Origin of the sequence: Bacteroides sp. BFG-606 (genome assembly GCF_024788145.1) — a bacterium.
GTDB classification, from domain to species: domain Bacteria; phylum Bacteroidota; class Bacteroidia; order Bacteroidales; family Bacteroidaceae; genus Bacteroides; species Bacteroides vicugnae.
The window spans coordinates 4696454-4716187 of sequence record NZ_JANUIL010000001.1 but is presented as its reverse complement, the minus strand read 5'-3'; the positions used below and the strand labels follow the sequence as shown (position 1 = coordinate 4716187).

Here is a 19734-nt window from a genome sequence, read left to right as displayed (position 1 = left end):
ATGACCGTAATAGCTAAGAACTATGACCACTTGAAACAGTTATGTAGCTATCGCGGTCATGGTTTATTCTGTTCTAAAAGCCATGAAGACCTTTTCCATGATGCCATATTATTTATTTCACAAGATGACAAAGCATCTAGTCTATCAACCGATAAGGAGTTGATAGATTATTTCTGTTATCGCTTCCGAATGATAGAATATCAGGCCATCAACGATAATAAACTTTTAAAAGAAATACCTTATGCCGACTATTTACAAGCCTCAAAAACGACAGAAGAAGAGTGATAACTATTACGACATTGAACGTCGGAAAATATATAACTCCGATCGCTGGCGTCGGTTACGTGCCTGGAAATTTGCGTGTAATCCACTCTGTGAAACTTGTTTGAAAGAAAACAAAACAACTCTAGCCGAAGACATCCATCATATAACTTCATTTATGAGTACGGATGATCCGGTGCAACGTGTTTTTTTAGCTTATGACTATGACAATCTTATGAGTCTGTGCAAAAAATGTCATCAAGCAGTGCACAATAAAAAAGGGAGTAGAACATAGCTACTCCCCCAAATGCCTTTGCACGGTCCACAAGCAAAGGCGGTGTCAGATAACAGTTGTATTAACCAACTGAAAGTGAACCGATTTTATTTCCAATATCTTTTAAGGCACGATTAAATATTTCAAGTTCTTTCTCATTAAGTGTATACACATGCCCTCTAACCTTATATCCGTTAATGCGTTGATACAGCCAAGCACGACTCTTGCCAAAGTAGTTCTTGGCGATGTATGACACAGGGATTAAATCTATAATTTCATTCATCTGTTCCCGTATAGTGAGACGATTACTAATACTCTCAACGTTGTTAGCTATTGTGGCAAGAGTTTTATCCAGATATTTTCTAATAGCTTCTTTCTCTTCTGGCTTGGTATACAAAGCCTTCATCTCATACAAGTGTGCATCAAGTTCATCTCCATGCAAACTATCCATTTTCAACAAATCTTCTTCCAATGTTCTCATATCGTTGTTAGAGTTATGCCCCTCCGAAGAGGGGCGATTACTACTTCTTTAATTTCTCTTTCCTTTCAAGGAGTTCTGATATCCTTTCGAGTATTGCATCAGTACGGGCTTCATCATCTTCTTTTTCTATTTCCAATATAAGCACCTTACGTTTCCACTCTCTTAGATTCTGTTTCTCCTTTTCAATTTCGAACTCAATTCGCTCAAGTTCATTCAGTTCTTTCATGACTTTGTTTTAAAGGGTTAATACTTTGTTTATCTGACACTACAAAGATACATAATCATTTGTATATGTGCAAATATTTAGGGCAATATCTGTGCATGAATTGAATAAATAGGGATTTCCCTATGAATTCAATGTGATATTCCTAAAATTAAGTTAAAATTAACATTAAATGTGCTATGGAGGGGTATGGGGTCAAATTTTGAGAAAATGGAGCTCGGAAACCTCGCCCTACCCTGATTCACACACACGGCACTTTTTGAAAAATGCCAAACTGTTTCGTTTTGTTAAATATCTCGTTTCTGTCTGACAATCGTATGGTTTTATAATAAAACGAGTCAAAATCATGGAAAAAAAAGAAGAAAATCAGCTTTAAATTACCCGAAACAATCAAGCATAAAGAAGCCCGAAAGATTATATCTGACCTTGTGAAGCAATTGAATGATAGAGGTCAGCTGGAAATAGCCGATATTCCCCAGCTGCATCGGATGGCCACAGCTTATGATGCTTATCTGGAATGCGTTGAAGTCTTGGCGCAGGATGGAATGACGATGAAGAATCTAAAAGGCGAATGGGTGAAACGTCCGGAGGCGAATCTACTCAAAGAGAATTGGAGTCAATATCTGGAACTGGCAAAAGAATATGGGTTGACTGCTAAAAGTAAAGGGCAAATCAAGGCCATGAACGCGGGAGATAATGTAGAATCTCCACTTGAGGCGTATTTGAAGGGTAAGAAAGAAACTCGCTGATGCAGACAAAGGCTTACTATAAATACGCTCAAGACGTTATAGACGAGAAAGTCGTATCCGGTAAGTTTATTCAGCTTGCTGCTGAACGTTTTTTCTCCATGATGGAGGATGATCGATACAAATTCAAAGAGGAAAAAGCAGATGAAGTTATAGAATTCTTTTCCATTCTTCTACATTTCACCGGACGCCATGCCGGAAAGCCGTTCATCTTACAACCATGGCAACAATTTGTAATAGCGGCTATCTATGGGTTCTATATCAAAGAGACAGATGAACGACTTGTGAAGTATGTCTACATAGAGATTGCACGAAAGAATGGGAAAACAGCTTTTGCAGCCGGATTATCATTGTATCATCTAATCGCTGACGGAGAAATGGACGCAGAAGTGGATCTGGCAGCTAACTCTAAAGAACAGGCTAAAATCGCATTCAAGTTCTGCTCTCAATTCGCAAAAGGGATTGATCCGAAAGGAAAAGATCTTGTTTCCTATCGTGATAAGGTCAAATTTGAAAAGATGTTATCTCTTTTACAGGTCTTTGCCGCAGATGATTCAAAGTTAGACGGTTTTAATGCTTCGATGTATTTGATTGATGAGTATCACGCTGCAAAGAATACAGGTCTAAAAGACGTACTCCAGTCCTCACAGGGTATGCGTGATAATCCGATGGCGGTTATTATCACTACGGCCGGATTCAATAAGCTAGGACCGTGTTACCAGTACCGGGAAATGTGCACGGAGGTGCTGTCTGGACTAAAAGAAAACGACGCACTGTTTGCCGGAATCTTTTCTCCTGATGAGGGGGACGATTGGAAAGATCCGCAAACGTGGCAGAAGAGTAACCCTAATCTGGGAGTTACAGTCAAACCGCAATATCTACAGACACAAGTCCAATCAGCAGTTAATGCTCCATCGGAAGAAGTCGGCATTAAAACAAAGAATTTCAATATTTGGTGTGACTCGGAAACCGTATGGATACCGGACCATTATATTTTGCAGGCTTCCGCTAATCTTGACTTTGAACAGTTCCGGGATATGGATTGCTATGCCGGTATTGACTTGTCAAGTACCAGCGACCTTACCTGTGTTAATTTTATGTTTCCCACATCGGATAAGTACTATTTCAAAACACTCTATTACCTGCCGGAAGCTGCGTTGCAAGAAAAGAGATTCAAAGATCTATACGGAGAATGGCGAAGACAGGGACTTATCACTATTACGCCGGGTAATGTGACCGATTACGATTATATCCTGAATGACATAATGAGTATCCGGGAAATAGTATTCATTCAAAAAATCGCTTACGATTCCTGGAACTCCACTCAATTTGTCATTAACGCAGAGGAAAAAGGGCTACCGATGGAGCCATACGGTCAGAATCTCGGAAATTTCAACCGCCCGACAAAGGAGATGGAACGTTTGATTCTCTCCGGTAAAGCCGTTATTGACAATAATGTAATTAACCGGCATTGTTTCCGCAATGTCGTTATGGCAAGGGACAGGAACGGCAATACAAAACCGTCAAAACAGTTTGAAGAGAAAAAAATAGATGGTGTGATCGCCAAACTGGAAGCACTTGGAATATATCTCGTTTCTCCTCGTTATGGAGAATTTTATTAATTGTCTGACACTTTTTTGGTTAGTAGAAAAAGCATATATGAAATTTTTAGGATTTGAAATACGAAAAGCGAGTAAACAGGAAACGTCACAGGTTACAGCCTGGAGTTTTAACGGTTCCCGTCCTATGTTTACCAGCAGAAGTAAACCTATGTTGTTGTCTACTGTATACCGCTGTGTGGATCTCATTTCGGACAGTGTGGCCGTGCTTCCGCTGAAAACCTATCATTTAGATGCAGATGGATTTAAGGCCGAGGCTAAATCGCATCCGGCATATTACATGTTCAATATGGAGCCTAACGAAGATATGACTCGGTATGTTTTCTTTAAAACTCTTATGGCTTCTGTACTGCTAACCGGTAATGGCTACGCATATATCGAACGCGATAGTAAAATGAATGCAGCACAACTCATTTATTTGCCATCCAGCCAGGTGACGATAACTTGGATCACTGATCGTTTAGGGATTATGCGTAAAAGATATCAGGTAGTCGGTTTTCGGGAATTAGTAGATCCGAGAGACATGATACATGTGCTTAATTTCTCTTATGACGGTATTATTGGTGTGTCTACGCTGGAACATGCCCGCCAATCCCTAGGGATTGCAACTAGTACAGAGGAACATGCGGAGGGATTTTTTAAAAGTGGAGCTAGTGTTGCAGGTATACTGACAGTTGAAGGGACCCGATTGGATGAGAAGAAAAAGGATCAGATATATCAAACGTGGGAAGAACGTACGAATCCTATAACCGGGCACCCGAATGGTATTGCCGTGCTGGAAGGGAATATGAAGTACCAACCCATTTCTATAAGCCCAAAAGATAGTCAGTTCATCGAAAGCAGACAATTTAATGTTGTGGATCTCTGCCGATTCTTCTCTGTATCTCCAGTCAAAGCTTTCGATCTGTCTAAATCCAGTTATTCTACAGTAGAAGCTACTCAACTTCAATATTTAACAGACACAGCTCTCGCAGTCATTACGAAAATAGAATTAGAAATTAACCGCAAAGTCTTTCTGCCATCTGAACGAGGAAGATTTATAGCAGAATTCGACACTTCCGCTATTCTAAGAACTGATAAGAGCGCACAGGCGGCATTCTGGAAAGATTTGGCCACCGTAGGAGCAGCCACACCTAACGAGGTTCGAAGAGAAAATAATATGCCTAGAATTGAGAATGGAGACAAAGCTTTTGTACAGGTGAATGTGCAGACGCTGGACAATGCGGTTAAAGAAAAAGTCGCTGAACCGCAAAATAATCCAGATTTGTCAGACAACTTTTTGGTTAGTAAGTAAAAGCACTGTTATGGACGAAAAAAGAGAAATAAGAAATACTGCATTCCAGGTGCAACTAACTGGAGATACGGAAGAAAAGAGAACTGTAGAGGGTTATGCTTTATTATTCAATACACCATCCGACGGACTTCCATTCGAAGAAGTTATAGAGCGTGGAGCTCTGGACGGAGTTATTGAAAAAAGCGATGTATTTGCGTTGTTGAATCACGATCAGGCTCGTGGTATTCTTGCAAGATGTAAAGAAGGAACAGGATCATTATTGCTATCCGTGGATGATAAAGGATTAAAATACCGATTCGAGGCACCGAAAACGGCACTCGGAGAAGAGTTGCTGGAAAACCTCCGCCGCGGAGAGATAGATCAGAGCTCTTTCTGTTTCGATGTTGAAAAAGATACTTGGGAAAAGAAGAGTGACGGAACCTGGAAACGCACAGTACACAAAATAGGCAATTTATATGACGCCTCTCCCGTGTATAATGCGGCATACAGCAAAACGTCCGTGTGTTTGCGAGGAAAAGAACAAGCTGAAGAAGAACTTCGTAAGCACGAACAGGCAATACCAGAAGAGTATTACCAAAGCATAGAGAAATCATTAAATTTATAAATTTATGGCAAAAGAAAAAAGTATTACAGAGTTAAAGGACGAAAGAAATCAGCTGATTGCTCGTTCTAAAGAGATTATTAATGGCGCAAAGACTGAAAAACGTCAGTTCAAACCGGAAGAAGCCGAGGAACTTGGTACAAATCAACAGCGCAGAGCGGAAATTGATATTGAGATCGAAGAACACGAAGCCGCGAATCGTCAGCAAGGCAAAAGACATCAGCCGGTAGCAAATGAAAGTTTTTCGCTCCGTCGTGCTATCCTGGCGCAGATGAATAAAACAGAGCAACGTGCCAGTGAAGCATCGGTTATTGAGGATGCAACCAAATTACACCGTTCTGTAGCCGCCACTGCTGAAAATTGCGGTGAGTTGATTGTCCCTCTGACATATCAGAAACGTGCGGCTTACACTGCAGGGATAGAAGCCACTACAGGTGTCGTGATTGACGAAGAACAACAGGAATTGTTGCTGCCTTTAGAGGCTAATCTCGTATTGTCCCAAGCTGGCGTACGTATGATGACCGGATTAGTCGGAAATATCTACTGGCCAAAGCACAGTGCTGCACAAGTTTTCTGGGAAGGAGAAAATGACGAAGCAAAAGACGGTAAGGGAGAATTTTCCAAAGGTAAACTTTACAGCCCGAATCGTTTGACGGCTTACGTAGACATCTCCAAGCAATTACTGATCCAAGAGAATCGTTCTGTGGAAGGTCTGATCCGCCAATTGTTAGCTGTCGCTATCGCACAGAAGGTGGAGAAAACAGCATTGAGCAATGCTGTACATGAGGATAACGTACCTGACGGAATGTTCCAAACTCTCGGAAGTGTTAATGGTGCCATGGATTGGGCTAAAATTGTAGAATTGGAAACCAATGCCGACCTTAACAACGCACTGTTCGGAAATTTAGGGTATATCATGCACCCTTCATTAGTGGGAAAAGCTAAAACCAAAGTAAAAGATGCTTCCGGTGCGGGTGGGTTCATCTTTGGTAATGATGGTATTGGTATGCTGAATGGATACCGTGCTCTACGCACAAACAATATTCCGAAGGAATTACAGGAAGCAAAAGATGAATTCGGTATTGTATTTGGTAATTGGGCAGATTACTTCCTTGGACAGTGGGGGGCTATTGACTTGACTGTTGATCCGTACACACAAGCAACTAAGGGTATGGTTCGTTTGGTGGTTAATTCTTACTGGAATATGGGTATGATTCGTCCTGAATCGTTCACTATTGCATCAATGAAGTAATATGGCATATGTGACCTTAGATATGGCAAAAAGGCACTTGAATATAGAGCCCTCATATACGGATGAAGATCCGTATATAGAGACTCTTATCACTGTAGCTGAAGAAAAAACAGCGAAAGAGCTTTGTGTGTCAGTGGAAGAACTTGCTACCATTGACGGCGGTAAGAATATCCCGGCACCGCTGGTTCAGGCGATGTTGCTGTGTCTTGGTGCTTATTATGCAAATCGGGAAAATACGGCGTATGCCACTCTAAAGGAAATTCCTCAAGGGGCAAAATACTTAGTTGATCTTTATAGAGACTATTCAAAATGAGAGCAGGATTATTACGCGAATTGCTTGTATTCAAATCTCCGGTTGAAACGCAGAGTCCTACAGGGGCAGTGAAGAAAGAGTATAAAGAAGTGTTCCAATGTCGGGCAGTGCGCAAGAAGATGTCTCTTATTGCAGACAGGGACGGGGTTAGTGCAATGGAGCAATTTATCGGGCATACACTCGTTTTTCAGGTACGTAATTATCCGGCAATCAAAGAGAATCTCCATGTTACTTACAATGGTAATGAGTATAATCTCAAAATGGTTAATCCTCAAATAAACGATAATAGTCTGCTATTAACTCTTGAAAAAATTGACACATGATTAAGATTAAACAAATAGATCGGGAAAACATTCAGTACCTCGTAGACAATTTAGAGGACTTCGAAAAGGACAAGGCTATAAAGAGTGGTCTTCGATCTGCAGTTAATGTTTTCAGAGTTAAAGGTAGGGCTAATCTCCGGTCTCGTCTTCTTTACCACGGTAAACAGACCAACCACTTGATGAACTCGTTTACAAACCGAGTTAAACGGAATAAACTAGGAGCACTCGCGGGCTTTGATCGTCTAGGTGGTAATCATTCTCACTTGGTAGACTCCGGAACAAAAGTTAGAAGAACAAAGAGTGGTGCGAATCGAGGTATTATGCCAGCTAATCGTTTTTGGTCAGATACAAAAGTGAGTGAAGAGGGTAGGGCTATGAGTGCACTCTATCAAGGTGTCCAAAGAGCCGTTCAACGAATAAATAACAGAAGCTAATGAATAAATTGGCAATTACAACCGAGATTAGAAGCATTTTACTTGATTCAGAAGAGATCACCTCTCTGATAGGAAAGAAAATATTTCCTGTCGTTGCTCCATTGAAAACAGAAGGTGATTTCATCATTTATCAGCGTGATGGTTACAAACAAGAATATACTAAAATGGGCGTTGCACGGCAAATTCCTACTGTATTTGTAAATGCTGTTAGTGATGATTATGATCGCAGCCTACAGTTGGCTTCTCTAATATATGAGGCTTTAGAAGGTCAATTTTCTAACCCGGATATGACTATACACTTGGAAGACTCTACGGAGGATTATTCAGAAGGAAAATACTTTCAGGTGCTTCAATTTTCAGTAGAGTAAAAAATGAAACGTAAAACTAAAATTTTAAATAGTATGGCAGCAGTTAAACATGATTCAAGTAAAGACCTCGTAAGAGGTCAGTTATTCCTTTTCCTTGGTGAAAATCCGGTAGCGTTCGCATCCAGTTGTTCCCTGGAAGTGTCAGTCGAGGAGATTGATATTTCCAATAAAATGTGCGGCGATTGGGCTGCATCGTTACCGGGAAAAAAAGTTTCACCATCAGTAGCGAATCATTGCTTACCCGATTAGAAGGGGCAACCAGTTACGACGAACTACTGAAGCATGTAGATACGGGTGAAACATTCCAGTTTGTGGTCGGTGAGTCAACTATCACTGATAAAACCAACGTTGGTGGCAGCTTCGCAATTGATACTACCAAACCTAGTTACAAGGGCGAAATAATGCTTACCTCTTTATCTCTAAAGAGCGATAATGGGCAAATAGCAACGTGTTCCGCATCTTTTAAAGGTGTTGGTGCTTTGCAAAAGGTTGAAGCCGTTCCAGGAGCATAATAAGCAATAAGTAAACAAGCACGAAGGCGGTCAGATGATGGCCGCCTTTTTTATTCAAAAAATCAAAGTAATTATGGGCATATTCATAATATTAGTTATTGTCGTATTTGTGCTGTTTGTTGTAGCAGCAGTTATAAATAGTAGATGCCATTGTCCGGGACCTCCCACAATGATAAATGCCCCTGCTCCTAAAAAGAGATTCAGGCTAGACATGAGGATAAAGATAAACATGAAATCGGTTATACGATGGGAACAACTTCGGAAAAAGTCTTTTTCCCAGATGGACTACACTGACAAAGATGATGTAGATGCACTATTGTACACTACAACCATCTGTAACAATGATGATGTAATGTATACATTTGAGGTATTTCGGCATACACTTGCCAATGAGAAGATAACCCATGAAATGATTTCAGTATTAGAACGGGAAACAGCAGTTTTAAGCCAATTCCAGACAAAACAGGAAACATCTGATCTAGGTAGTACCGAGGTTAGCCCCAGCATGATCGGCGAACTAGTTTCAATACTCATCATATCCGGTTTGGATGCTCACTACGCATTGGAAGAAATGGAATTATGTGACCTTCCCATGTACATTGAAGCCTATGAATCTAAAAAGAAAGAACAGATGGAAAGTGATCGCCTCTGGACTTATCTGAATATCCTCCCTCATGTTGATGGCAAGAAGTTGCCGAGTGCCCGGGATCTATATTCATTCCCCTGGGAGGAGATGGAGGATATGAAAGAAGCTGAAAGAGCATTGGCGGAAGATGCAGAAACCTTTGAAATATTTATGAATAACGGAATAAATAATTGTAAGTAAAGATATTATGGCAGGACGTTTAAGCTTTAGTATAGCGATCAATCTCTTGACGGAAAACTTCAAGAGAGGTTCAAATCAAGTGAAAGCTGCATTCAAATCAATGCAGATGCAGTTTCTTACTTTTGCTGCAGCTCTGGGGGCCGGTGGCTTAGGTTTGAGTAATTTCGTTTCTCGGCTCATTGAAGTAGCCCGTGAAACTAATAGAGTGACTACCGCACTAAAGAATGTGTCCGGTAGTATGTCACAATATGCCGACAATCAGCGGTATTTACTGGACTTGGCAAAGAAGTATGGACTAGAGATTAACGCTTTGACGGCTAACTATGCCAAGTTTACGGCTGCCGCGTCCATCTCCGGTATGTCAATGATGGATCAGCGGAAAGTATTCGAATCTGTTTCCCGCGCTTGTACAGCCTTTGGGATGAGCGCAGACGATAGTAATGGGGTTATGCTTGCACTTTCTCAAATGATGAGTAAAGGCAAGATTAGTTCCGAGGAATTACGTCTACAGATGGGAGAACGTCTTCCGGTTGCATTACAGGCGATGGCAAAAGCTGCGGGTGTCTCTGTTGCCGGACTTGACAAGCTGATGAAGCGGGGTAAGCTAATGAGTAAAGACGTGCTTCCTAAGTTCGCAGAAGCACTCAACGAGATGATTCCCAACGTTGATACTGACAACTTGGAAACATCCGTAAATCGCCTGAAAAACGCATTTACAGAATTTGTAAACGGGACGGATGCACAGAGTAAATATAAAGCCCTGATTGATTGGTTGACCGGGGCCGTTCAAGGACTTGGGGATAATCTCAAGAATATAATGTTGCTAGCTTTTGCCGCGATTGTATTTGTTGCCATAAATGCCGCTACCAAAATGTGGAGAGGGTGGTCTGTTGCTTATGACAACGTAGCAATGAGCGGTGAAAGAGCATCCGCTAGAGCTATAGCAGCTACAGAGAAAAGGGTCTTGACAGAACAGACACTAGCCGTAAAAAGAAAAGCGGAAGCACTTGCAGAAGCCAATTATCAGACGGCGCTAGCTAATGGTGTAGCATCTGATGTAATAACAGCGGAGGTTGCAAAAGACAAGGCCATCCGGACTCGAATATCTGCTGAAAGTGCATTGGAAAAAGCTAGAGCGATAGAGCAAAAAGCACTTGATAAAGAAAAATCGATATCCGCAACTACTTCCGCTATGGCAGGAGCTAATGGCTTTAAAAAAGCCAGCATTATCATAGGAGGGCAAGCAAAAAGATTGATGCTATCTCTGAAAGGGCTTTGGAGTTCGTTTGCGCCAGCGATTATATTCTCTGCGTTGGTAGCTATTGGTGGAAAGTTATTTGAAATGTATCAGGAAGCCAAACGAATAAAGAATATATTCTCTGATTATCAGAAGAGTCTTTGGAGTGCAAGCAATACTCCAGAAATAACACGTATGCAAACTTTGATTAATATCATGAACGACAGAAAGAAAAGTCAAAATGAAATTAACATAGCACAAGGCGAGTTGCAGAAGATGTTAGGTAAAGAGAACTTATCACAAGAAGAACTTAACAAATTAGTAAAAACAAGAATAGCATTGCTTAGGGAAGCAGCCATGGCAGAACATGCTTTTAATACTGTCGGAGAGTATTCGGAAAAGAATGCGCATCTGTCAGGAAGCGTAGGACTAAGCACTGAACAGATGGATCGATTAGTCAAATTAAAGCCTATCGATGGCACGTCTAATCGAAACAGATTTACTTATAATAATGCTATCAGAGATGAACTAAAGAAAAATGGTAATTTAAACAAAGGAATTTCTTTGTCTGATGTGGATAAGGCAGTAAAAGAATATATCGAAAATAACCGTGTAATAGCAGATGCCACTAACAGAGCAGGTAAATACCAGGCCAATGCTAGCAAATTAACGACATCAACAGCAGATCCCGATGATAGCAAAAAGAAAAAAACTCCTCTACAAAGTGCAGAGGAAGAATATCATAACTCGCTACAAACGTATAAGAATCAACTCGCTGCAGGGGCTATCACCCAGCAAAAATATAATGAAGAAGTAGACAACCTAAATAAAAATACCGTTTCAAAGATTGGGGGCATTCTTGGTAAATCAGCAGATGCCAATGAAACTTATGCGGAGGCCTTGAAAGGTGCACTGAATCCATTGGTAACGAAGTCAGCGCAGGCACAAGGGGAGTTGACAAAGGTAGAGAATGAATATAACAAAGCACTTGAACTGGCTCAAACGAAGTTAGATAAAAAGCTAATTTCGGAGGATGATTATAGAGATGCCATTGTTGATGCAGCAACGGCCGCAGCGAACTCTGCTATTGCCATAGAGAATATAGGTGATGCAGCTAATGAGTTTATAGATAAGGTTAAGTCTGCTGCCATCTCTAAAATAAAAGCTCCGGTATTGGGTAAGCGAGATAATACTTTTGACTATAAAGCGACGGAAACCGATAAAATATCTGGTGAGCTGGATGTGTGGAAGAAGTACAAGGAGGAATTAGAAGCATTAAAGGACAAACATAAGGTACTCAGTAAAGATTTGCAGGACCAGCTGAATAATGCCATGAACAACGTTACAAATCTGGAGGATGCTTTGAAATTAGCACAGGTAAAAGAGGATATCAAGAATCTCAATAAAGAGCTTAATGAATCATTGTATTCTGGTGTCAAAGACATTGCAAGCAGTTCAGACCGTATTGTAAGTGCGTTCAGTAACCTTCGTGATGTTATGAATGACGTAGACGCAACTGGGTGGGAGAGAATTATGGCTATCTGGAATGCTATGACAAATGTGGTAGATGCTTTCTTATCTATCATTAAGATGATTGAGAGCCTGACAGAAATCACCAATAAACTCACGCGGGCTAAAGAACAGGAGGCCATAATGACTGATGTGGCTACCACATCGAAGTTGACGGAAGCTGCAGTTGATACTACCGTCACGGGGGTGAAAGTTGCAAATTCGGAAATTAAAAAAACTGCAGATACTTCAGAGGCCGCTACAGCAGTGACTACAGCAACAACGGAAGTGGCTGCCAATACAGCAAAGGGAGTAAGTGCGGCAGGATCTAGTGCTGCAAGTTTACCATTCCCGGCAAACATTATTGCTATTGGTGCTGCAATAGCTGCTGCGGTTGCGTTGTTTGCTTCAATTCCGAAATTTGCTACTGGAGGCGTTATAACCGGTGGCCCCACTTCTGGAGATAAAATACTAGCCCGTGTCAATGCTGGAGAGATGATTTTGAACCAAGGACAACAGTCACGACTATTTGAAGCTATCAATTCAGGTAGATTGGGAGAAAGTTGAAATATGTCTTCCACAATAACTACTAGAGTTCGGGCTAAAGACCTTATTCTTACAATTAATAATGAACTGAAGTCACAAGGAAAGAAACCAATATCATGAGTTACGGATTAATATATACAGTACCATTTGCCACACTGGACAATGCCTCATGTGTGGTAGAAATCGAAAAAAGAAAACTATACAGGTAAGTCAAAAGAATTAATCCCTGCTGGTGATTCTCCTTTTACAGTTGACATAGAAGATGAAGAATTTCTTTATACTCCTACTCGATTTAGTACAGCAACGATCCGGGTGGTTGGTAGCGACTACCTGCAAAGTTTGTTTTCTACGGCTTATCAAATGTATCGGGTGACATTGAAAGTAAATGGCTTAGCTACTTGGTGTGGATTCATAAAACCAGAACTTTACACACAAGACTACACTTTGAAGACATTTAATCTTGAACTGGAGTGCATGAGTGCTATGTCCACCCTTGAATTTATTGATTATAAACAAATGGGGGAGAGCCGCACATTTGTGTCTTTCTGGGACCTAATAAAAAAATGTATTACTTCGACTTCGGCTCAATACAATGCTGTATATTTCCCCCATGTATATGCGAAAGACGTAGAAAGTTATGCAACAGAAAGCAATGTGTTAGAAGGTATAACGGTAAGTGAACAGAATTTCTTCGATGAAGATGATAAGGCTATGAATTTGAAAGAAGTATTAGAAGAGGTTTGCAAATTCCTTAATTGGACTTGCGTTGATTGGAGAGGGGATTTATACTTCATAGATATAGATCATATCGGGGAATTCTATAAATATGGTCCTGTAACATTCGAGAAAATAGGAACAGAGGGATTGAACTTGCTTAATGTACAAAGTATAGGTTTCGCAGGATCCGATCATGCATTAGATATTTTGCCGGGCTATAATAAAGTTACAGTAAAAGACAGCAATTACCCAGTTGATTCACTTATTCCTGATTTATTTGGAGATTCTTTATTAAGTCCTTTGATTAAAAATAGTCCATATTATCGGAAAATAGATGGAGATCGTTTTTCATTCTTCGTAAAATTCTATATAAACCCTCGGTTCAACAATGTATTTAGTGACAAAGATTCTTTGCAAGGGATTGAAATTGATTTGAAATCATTAGGAAATAATGCTGATAATGCTGTTATTAACAATATAGGATCATTAATCAGCAAGCAGGCGAAATACAAATGGGAAGACGGTACTCCATCATCGTTAAGCTTTGAGGATGTGCTAATTATTGGAATGGGCTTAGGCAACAAGAATTATAGTTCTTTGACTGACTTGACACTATTCCTAAATAAAGATATCCCAGTATTACAGATTAATTCTGACTATTTGGTAGAAACTATAATCTCTCCATCTGATGGATCAAGTTATCTATTGCTTTCTGGACAATACTTTCAATCAGACTCACTATACACCAGCCCAGCGCAGGGAGGTGATGGCACTTGGAATAATACAGCTGGAGATAATTGTTGTAAATTCAAATTGAAGATAGGAGACAAATACTGGACAGGTGGAAAATGGACCAAGGAAGAATCTCGTTTTATTATTAAATGCGGTGGATATGGAAAAAGTAAAGTATGGTATGAGTGGAATGATTTTGAAAACAATGTAACTTATGACATGAATATAGATTCTAAAGGATATGCAATACCAATTAAAGCATCAGATAAACTTTTTGGAAAAATTGAACTTACAGTATTACGTCCTTTTCCCAATAATTACGGAGAAGGCGGCCGGATTAAACGCTATCCATATTATACTTTCATGCGTGATTTAAAACTACAATTATTTTCCGGGATACCAGAACAAGACGAAGAAAAAAATAATGATACAGATCGTATTTATGAAAATGTAGCAAATGAAAATTATATCAATGAATTGGAGGAAATAGAATTTAAGATTACTTCTCATAATAATGATGGAGCTTGTTATAGTAAAGTTATTATAGGGGATAACTATCTGACTGATAACTTATACTCCGTGATTGAAGGAACAACCATCCGCCCAGAGGAGCATCTAATAAGAAGAATAATTAAGCGGTATAGTGCCCCCCAGATAAAGTTAACACAAGTAATAAAAGAGACACCTGATTTAACGCCTATAACTCGTTTGTCTGACAATTATATGGTTAATAAGAGATTCATCAATGTTGGAGGCACAATTGATTATAAGATGAATCAATTTCAGTGTATAATGATAGAAGTATGAGTGATATCTTAATAAAGTCAAGAGTAATTCCATCTAACCCCCGGTCGAAAAATTATCCGGCTGGGGCCACTGTTGTACACTCTGGTAGCGGGGGTGGCAGTACGTTAATCACTGGTGGTGGAGGGACTAATATTGATATCATAAAGGTTGATGACATGCGATCATTAACCGATAAAAATGTTCTTTCATCTCTCCGAGTTCTTAGTGAAATTCTATCACGGATTATTAAAAATGATGATGAGACAGAACTTTCAGAGGAAAACACGCTATCATCACTCCGGATCACTAAAGAAATAGCAGAATCAGCCAAAATAATTTTAGATAAAATAGAGAAAACATATCTTTCTAAAACAGATGATGACAAAGCTGCTGGGCTTATAACTTTTTTGAAAGGTATAATATCTAAAGAGCTAATTGAAGCTGAAAGTGGCATTGAAATCGGCTCCTTTTTTTTCTGGTATTTTGGGTGCGGGTGGATGCTTCAAGGTAAATCCTCAAAACGGCAAAACATATATTGAGGCGGATGAAATTTATATCCGCTTAAAAGCCGTTTTTGATACTCTCGAAATTCGTCATAGCACTCATGTTGGTGGACAGCAGATATTGTCTCCTGCCGGAATGACGTGTATTCGTGTCGAAGAGTACGATACTTGTTATCGTTGCTTTATGAAAGCTGATGACGGAAGTAAAGCTATACAAAATCTTTTTGCAGAAAATGATCAGGCCCAATGCCGTGATATAAATGTTAAGGAAGGCATCTATGAGAATGTCAGTAATCAATATTATTGGCGTTTAGTAGTTGGCGTTGGAGATGATTATATAGACTTGAGTAAGGATGATTGCGATACAGGGAGTACTGTTCCGGCTGCCGGTGACAATATCTGCCAACTTGGAAACCGTCTATATAAAGAGAGGCAAAATGCTATTGTTATCTCTTCCTATGGTTCTGATTCTCCGTCATTTAAACAATATGCCGGAATTGATTCCTATTCCCTTGAAGGTAGGGAAGTAACAGTGTTGTCCCCATCCGGAAATGAGCTTTCCGGTAAATTACATATTCAGCCCGGTTCTACCGGTTGGCAGAGTCTTGACGGGTTACCGGAAGGAATTAAAGAGGCGGCAGATAGTGCGATTAGCGGCATTGAATTTGGAAAGAATAATCTGTTACGTAATTCCGGCTTTACAGGTGACTACCAGACGGCTAACTTGAATTCGGACACTTCTCTTGACGAAACATCGGAGTTGTATTCTCCATCCCTGAAATATTGGGATGTGGTTAATGCGGTTGCGCAGGAATCCGAAATTTCCATGTCTGGGAAAGAGGTTGTCATAAAGTCCGGCAGTATGACGCAAGTCTTATTCTATAGAATTATTTCAGGGGAATCATATATCTTTTCTTTTTATGGTAAAGGAACAAGTGTAACATTCTCGTGTGGCGGTTATGCGGAAACAATCCCCCTGACAGATGAATATAAACGTTATATCTGCCGTTTTAGGACACTTTCTGCGGGAAGTATTCTATCTATACACTCTGCAACAGGTAGTTTCTGCGAGCTACAACTGGAAAGGGGGACTGTTCCATCATCTTGGGGGGCATCCATGATGGATAACACTTCTGAACTGGCCCATTATCAGGAGCTGGAATATCTTGCGTCAGCAATAAAAGACGGTTCAGTAGATATTCTTGGCGGTCTGGTACTTGCTAATATACTGCAGTTAGGTAATTATAAGGATGGTCGGATGCATAAAGTGACGGCTGGTATCAGTGGTATATATAATAACGATGATGATGTATTTGCATTTGGAGGTGGTACGCTTGAACAAGCGATTTCTACAGTTGCTAAGTATAAGGACAATCCATCTTATCAACCTACCGATGAGGAGTTGAATAGTATTGCAAAGATTGTTTTTACCCATGGCGGGCGCACAATTCTGAACGATGTTGTTTTACGCGGATACATTTATGCCTTGGGCGGTGTCTTTTCAGGAAAGGTTTCTATTGCAGATGGGAAGATTCTTTTGAATGAAGACGGAACAGGGCATTTAGCTGACGGTAAATTATCATGGGATTTGGACGGGTTGTCTGTTACAGGAGCAATCCAAACACCTTACAGAGAATGGGTGATTGACCAATCATCTAAATACACATTAGATATAGATAAGCATCGATATGTATTCGTATATTACAGAAAACCTATTTATAATAAAGATTATATTAGTAGAATTAACTTACCGGATGTGGTAGAAGGGCGAAATGGTTCAGAAATTAGAATTTTTACATCCCACGAACGCTTTACGCAGGATACCGAACCGGTATATATTCAATATGGCCTTCCAATTTGGTTTCCCGGTTACAATTATTATAAAGATCCGCCGTTACGTACTCTATTATTAAAAGGGAAAGAAGCGGTTTTTAGATGTATGAGTTTTGGTGGCGCTGTTGGATGGTGGCTCCAAAATTATAACGACTTTACTGCTGAAGAACTTAATCCTGTAGAATTTGAACCATGGAACTGAATGAAATAAAAAAGACGGCTAGTTGGGGGAAAGTTGCTACCTCTATCAATGAAAATTTTCAGAAGACTTCAATGGAGATTGAATCCTTAAAATCTTCTTTGAAGTATTTCAAAGGATATTTCACCTCTGAAAGTAGCCTGAAAGCAAAAATTCCCCTTCCACGTGTCGGGGATTATGCTTATGCTGGCAATCCCTATCCGGGAATAGTGTATGCGTGTGATGTATCCGGAATATGGTACAGTACGGGGAAATCCCCGGCTGATACTCCCGGTGTCGACTTGAATGATTATGCGAAAAAGGAAGAAACGGATACTATTAAAGCTCAAACCCTGAATAATGCTTCTGATATAGGTCGTTTGAGAAATAGTGTCAATACGGTTAATGAACCCGGCTATCATTTTCCCGACTCCAGCGGAAGTGATATAATGAATTACACGGAAGCAGGCTTTGACGTAGCAAAGGTTTCAGCACACCTTTTGTCACTCATTCTTTCAACCGGAGTTATATCGAAAGAAATGCTTTCGGATGAAGTAAAAGAGTTAATTAATACATTAAATATCGGTGAAACTTCGGATACAGCCTATGCAGGAGATAAAGGAAAGGCTAATGCTGATGCGGTAAAATTGCTGAATGCCTCAATAAAAGCCATAAACGATTCGCTAGAATCCGTTTCTTCTATTATGAAAGTAATGGAATCCGGTTATCACTTTCCTGATTCTACAGGAAAGGACGTAATAAATTATACGTCAGAGGGATTTGATGTAGCAAAAATATCAGCTCATTTCCTTTCTCTGATTCTTGCAACTGGCGTGGTAACATCAGATATGCTTTCAGATGAGGTGAAAAAATTAATAGCATCGTCTTCTGGAAGTGTCGATTATCTGTCCTCTATAATCCTGAAAGTGTTGGAATCCGGTTATCACTTCCCTGACTCTACGGGGAAGGATGTGATGAATTATACAGAGAATGGATTTGATGTTGCAAAGGTATCTTCGCACTTTATCGAAGTTCTTAATAGTTCGGGAATTTCGGGGAGTCTAACCTACGAAATAATGAATGATAAAATATATAACTTTTAAAAATACTATTATGGCAGGACTTGCATTTTTTATAGATAGTACTTTCGATACACACTTGGATGTATCTCCCACACCTTCGGGTGATATTAAAGTAACAGGTATAAGTATAATTGGTGAGGCTTCCATTGATGGTGTCTCCGGCACATATTCGGTATCATATTCCCCTGCATCCACAACACAGAAAGGCGTAAACTGGTCTATCGTTTCAGGAGCGGACTATGTTTCAATCAATTCTTCCGGTGTCTTGACTGTAAAAGAGGGTGCTTCCGGTAGCTTAGTGAAGATAAAAGCATCATCATCCTACAACCCACTTATTTATGCAGAAAAAGATGTAACAGTAACGTATAATGATTCCGGTGCAAGTACGGTTATTTCTGAATATTGCAGGCATGTACTTGCTGATGGAGGAACTTTATTAAAAGGGTCTGCTGGGGCTACACAAGAGGAGTATGATCGCCATACTACACTTCTGGGAATAGAGCCAAAACTTGATTTTCTCGGATACAAAGAAACGGGAGGTGTTATTTCTAAACTTTATTCGATTGATTCAAAATATGATTGCGATAGTCTGACGGGAATCGTGCTAAATGATGGTATTATAACTACTACGGAAGCGGAAGGTAAGATTCTTTATAATAAGAATTTCAACAATGGTGATATTAGGACAGAGATGACGCATTTGTATTATGAAGGTCCGTTGAATACATATTCGACAACCGAATCTGTATTTGTTGCAAACATATTAAAGAGTTCATATTCCGGACGTTATGATGTACAAAGCGCTAATATATTCTACATGGGCGGTCTTATCAATGTACAGTATGCAGGTGGCATTAAGGCAGGGGACGGTTTCCCAGCAACTTCTCCAACGAAGATAAAAGTGGAAGTTGATGGTAATGCATTCGGTGAGGAATATGTGTCTGGTTATGTCAAGGCAATCTCTATCAATGATGTAGATAAACTTTCTACGCGTGTACAAATGACGGATTTCTGGTCAAATGATACAAAAGACGTTTCTTATATCAAGACATATCAGGGTTTTCAACTATGTATAGCAGGGTGA

Annotated in this window: 20 protein-coding genes; 18 read left to right on the top strand and 2 right to left on the bottom strand. The window is 40.0% G+C overall.

Annotation, left to right across the window (positions count from 1 at the left end; genetic code table 11):
• Positions 1-285 (top strand): hypothetical protein, encoded by a 285-nt coding sequence (locus tag NXV01_RS17865; RefSeq protein ID WP_259022983.1) that lies wholly within the window; start codon positions 1-3, stop codon positions 283-285.
• Positions 242-556, top strand: coding sequence for an HNH endonuclease signature motif containing protein (locus NXV01_RS17860; protein ID WP_259022982.1), 315 nt, complete (start codon positions 242-244; stop codon positions 554-556). The genes NXV01_RS17865 and NXV01_RS17860 overlap by 44 nt, the downstream gene beginning before the upstream one ends.
• 61 nt (positions 557-617) lie before the next feature.
• On the opposite strand, the gene NXV01_RS17855 is transcribed toward NXV01_RS17860, so the two are convergent.
• Both NXV01_RS17855 and NXV01_RS17850 read right to left on the bottom strand, forming a co-directional pair.
• Entirely contained in the window at positions 618-1016 is a 399-nt protein-coding gene (locus NXV01_RS17855; RefSeq protein WP_259022981.1) for a DUF5053 domain-containing protein, read from the bottom strand.
• Between the two features lie 40 nt (positions 1017-1056).
• A complete protein-coding gene (locus NXV01_RS17850) occupies positions 1057-1242 on the bottom strand; it encodes an acyltransferase (protein WP_122138806.1) in 186 nt (61 codons plus the stop codon).
• 362 nt (positions 1243-1604) lie between these two features.
• Between NXV01_RS17850 and NXV01_RS17845 the strand changes: the two genes are divergently transcribed.
• The 16 genes from NXV01_RS17845 (at position 1605) to NXV01_RS17770 (ending at position 19734) form a co-directional block, all read left to right on the top strand.
• Entirely contained in the window at positions 1605-1988 is a 384-nt protein-coding gene (locus tag NXV01_RS17845) for a phage terminase small subunit P27 family (protein ID WP_309569321.1), read from the top strand.
• On the top strand, positions 1988-3607 hold the full coding sequence (locus NXV01_RS17840) for a terminase large subunit (protein WP_259022980.1): 1620 nt from the start codon (positions 1988-1990) through the stop codon (positions 3605-3607). Before NXV01_RS17845 ends, NXV01_RS17840 begins: the two co-directional genes overlap by 1 nt.
• Positions 3608-3644: 37 nt before the next feature.
• Complete coding sequence (locus NXV01_RS17835; protein ID WP_258976099.1) at positions 3645-4898, top strand: phage portal protein; 1254 nt, start codon at positions 3645-3647, stop codon at positions 4896-4898.
• A gap of 10 nt (positions 4899-4908) precedes the next feature.
• A complete protein-coding gene (locus NXV01_RS17830) occupies positions 4909-5502 on the top strand; it encodes an HK97 family phage prohead protease (RefSeq protein ID WP_122138803.1) in 594 nt (197 codons plus the stop codon).
• A 4-nt stretch (positions 5503-5506) separates the two neighbouring features.
• On the top strand, positions 5507-6751 hold the full coding sequence (locus tag NXV01_RS17825; protein ID WP_259022978.1) for a phage major capsid protein: 1245 nt from the start codon (positions 5507-5509) through the stop codon (positions 6749-6751).
• 22 nt (positions 6752-6773) lie between these two features.
• The gene (locus NXV01_RS17820; RefSeq protein WP_259022977.1) at positions 6774-7064 is read left to right on the top strand and encodes a head-tail connector protein; all 291 of its coding nucleotides are present in this window, start codon (positions 6774-6776) and stop codon (positions 7062-7064) included.
• The gene (locus tag NXV01_RS17815) at positions 7061-7387 is read left to right on the top strand and encodes a head-tail adaptor protein (protein ID WP_258976103.1); all 327 of its coding nucleotides are present in this window, start codon (positions 7061-7063) and stop codon (positions 7385-7387) included. Before NXV01_RS17820 ends, NXV01_RS17815 begins: the two co-directional genes overlap by 4 nt.
• Positions 7388-7820: 433 nt before the next feature.
• Positions 7821-8189: a DUF3168 domain-containing protein gene (locus NXV01_RS17810; RefSeq protein WP_122138799.1), complete on the top strand. Its 369-nt coding sequence runs from the start codon at positions 7821-7823 to the stop codon at positions 8187-8189.
• Positions 8190-8371: 182 nt separating this feature from the next.
• The gene (locus NXV01_RS17805; protein ID WP_259022976.1) at positions 8372-8701 is read left to right on the top strand and encodes a hypothetical protein; all 330 of its coding nucleotides are present in this window, start codon (positions 8372-8374) and stop codon (positions 8699-8701) included.
• Between the two features lie 73 nt (positions 8702-8774).
• Positions 8775-9527, top strand: coding sequence for a hypothetical protein (locus tag NXV01_RS17800; protein WP_259022975.1), 753 nt, complete (start codon positions 8775-8777; stop codon positions 9525-9527).
• Positions 9528-9534: 7 nt separating this feature from the next.
• Positions 9535-12840 (top strand): tape measure protein, encoded by a 3306-nt coding sequence (locus NXV01_RS17795; protein ID WP_259022974.1) that lies wholly within the window; start codon positions 9535-9537, stop codon positions 12838-12840.
• Positions 12841-13188: 348 nt separating this feature from the next.
• The gene (locus tag NXV01_RS17790) at positions 13189-15075 is read left to right on the top strand and encodes a hypothetical protein (RefSeq protein ID WP_259022973.1); all 1887 of its coding nucleotides are present in this window, start codon (positions 13189-13191) and stop codon (positions 15073-15075) included.
• A complete protein-coding gene (locus tag NXV01_RS17785; protein ID WP_259022972.1) occupies positions 15072-15593 on the top strand; it encodes a hypothetical protein in 522 nt (173 codons plus the stop codon). The genes NXV01_RS17790 and NXV01_RS17785 overlap by 4 nt, the downstream gene beginning before the upstream one ends.
• Complete coding sequence (locus NXV01_RS17780) at positions 15502-17592, top strand: hypothetical protein (protein ID WP_259022971.1); 2091 nt, start codon at positions 15502-15504, stop codon at positions 17590-17592. Before NXV01_RS17785 ends, NXV01_RS17780 begins: the two co-directional genes overlap by 92 nt.
• The gene (locus NXV01_RS17775; RefSeq protein WP_259022970.1) at positions 17583-18671 is read left to right on the top strand and encodes a hypothetical protein; all 1089 of its coding nucleotides are present in this window, start codon (positions 17583-17585) and stop codon (positions 18669-18671) included. The genes NXV01_RS17780 and NXV01_RS17775 overlap by 10 nt, the downstream gene beginning before the upstream one ends.
• 10 nt (positions 18672-18681) lie before the next feature.
• Positions 18682-19734 (top strand): hypothetical protein, encoded by a 1053-nt coding sequence (locus NXV01_RS17770; RefSeq protein WP_259022969.1) that lies wholly within the window; start codon positions 18682-18684, stop codon positions 19732-19734.